Raw genomic sequence first — 2208 nt, 5'->3', positions numbered from 1 at the left:
GGCACTGTGGTGTTCGATGACTTGGAGGAAGCCGACGCGATCTTCGTCATCGGTCAGAACCCCGGCACCAACCACCCGCGCATGCTCGAACCGCTGCGCGAAGCGGTCAAGCGCGGTGCCCAGGTGGTGTGCTTCAACCCGCTCAAGGAGCGTGGCCTGGAGCGCTTCCAGCATCCGCAGCACCCCTTCGAAATGCTCAGCAACGGCTCGGAGCCGACCAACACTGCGTACTTCCGCCCGGCGTTGGGCGGCGACATGGCGGTCATGCGCGGCATCGCCAAGTTCTTGCTGCTGTGGGAACGCGAGGCCCAGGCCAAGGGCGAGCCGGCCGTCTTCGACCACGCTTTCATCGCCGAGCATACCGATGGCGTGGAGGCTTATCTGGCAGCGGTGGATGCGACCTCCTGGGAGCATATCGTCGAGCAGTCCGGCCTGAGCCTGGCTGAGATCGAGCTGGCCGCACGCATGTACCGCAAGGCTGAGCGGGTGATCATGTGTTGGGCCATGGGCGTGACCCAGCATCGTCACTCGGTGCCGACCGTCCAGGAAATCGTCAACCTGCAACTGTTGCGCGGTAACGTCGGTAAGCCTGGCGCAGGCCTCTCGCCGGTACGCGGCCACAGCAACGTGCAGGGTGACCGCACCATGGGCATCGACGAACAGCCGCCGGCGCGACTGCTCGATGCGCTGCAGTGGCGCTTCCAGTTCGAGGTGCCGCGTGAGCATGGGCACAACGCAGTACTCGCCATCAAGGCCATGGAAGAGAAACGCGCCAAGGTGTTCATCGCCTTGGGCGGTAACTTCGCCCAGGCCACACCAGACACTCCGCGTACCCACGCGGCGCTGCGCAACTGCGAACTGACGGTGCACATCGCCACCAAGCTCAACCGCTCGCACCTGGTGACCGGCCGTGATGCGTTGATCCTGCCGTGCCTGGGCCGCACCGAAATCGACCTGCAGGCCGAAGGCCCGCAAGGCATCACGGTCGAAGACACGTTCAGCATGGTGCACATCTCCCACGGCCAGCTCAAACCCCGCTCGCCGCACCTGCGCTCGGAGCCGGCGATCATTGCCGGCATGGCCAAGGCGACCCTGGGTAACCATCCGATCGATTGGGAATGGGTGATCGGCGACTATGCCCGCATCCGTGACCTGATCGCCGACACCATCGTGGGCTTCCAGGATTTCAATGCCCGACTGCAGCAACCGGGCGGTTTCCACCTGGGCAACGCGGCGGCCGAGCGCGAATGGAACACCGCCACCGGCAAGGCCCAGTTCACGCAGCAACGTGCAGGGCGACCGCACCATGGGTATCGACGAACAGCCGCCGGCGCGACTGCTCGATGCGCTGCAGTGGCGCTTCCAGTTCGAGGTGCCGCGTGAGCATGGGCACAACGCAGTACTCGCCATCAAGGCCATGGAAGAGAAACGCGCCAAGGTGTTCATCGCCTTGGGCGGTAACTTCGCCCAGGCCACACCAGACACTCCGCGTACCCACGCGGCGCTGCGCAACTGCGAACTGACGGTGCACATCGCCACCAAGCTCAACCGCTCGCACCTGGTGACCGGCCGTGATGCGTTGATCCTGCCGTGCCTGGGCCGCACCGAAATCGACCTGCAGGCCGAAGGCCCGCAAGGCGTCACGGTCGAAGACACGTTCAGCATGGTGCACATCTCCCACGGCCAGCTCAAACCCCGCTCGCCGCACCTGCGCTCGGAGCCGGCGATCATTGCCGGCATGGCCAAGGCGACCCTGGGCAATCATCCAATCGATTGGGAGTGGGTGATCGGCGACTATGCCCGCATCCGTGACCTGATCGCCGACACCATCGTGGGCTTCCAGGATTTCAATGCCCGACTGCAGCAACCGGGCGGTTTCCACCTGGGCAACGCGGCGGCCGAGCGCGAATGGAACACCGCCACCGGCAAGGCCCAGTTCACGCCCAGCGAACTGCCGGTGCACCTGGTCAACGAGGCCGTGCTCGAGCGTGGCGAGCGGCCCGATCTGATTCTGCAGACCCTGCGCTCGCACGATCAGTACAACACCACCCTGTACGGCCTGGACGACCGCTACCGGGGCGTGTTCGGCCTACGCGAGGTGGTGTTCGTCAACGAAGCTGACATCCGCCGCCTGGGCTTTGAGCCCGGCGAGCAGGTGGACATGGTCTCGCTCTGGGAAGACGGCCGTGAGCGGCGCGTATCGGGCTT

Annotated in this window: 2 pseudogenes; both read left to right on the top strand. The window is 65.3% G+C overall.

Annotated features, from left to right (window positions below):
* A pseudogene (locus DQ397_RS06740) lies at positions 1-1278 on the top strand (molybdopterin-dependent oxidoreductase); the annotation flags it as partial.
* Between the two features lie 4 nt (positions 1279-1282).
* Positions 1283-2208: pseudogene (locus DQ397_RS06735) on the top strand (CbbBc protein); the annotation flags it as partial.

Origin of the sequence: Pseudomonas sp. CK-NBRI-02, assembly GCF_008124495.1 — a bacterium.
Taxonomy (GTDB): Bacteria; Pseudomonadota; Gammaproteobacteria; order Pseudomonadales; family Pseudomonadaceae; genus Aquipseudomonas; species Aquipseudomonas guariconensis.
This window is presented reverse-complemented; position numbering and strand designations above follow the sequence as displayed.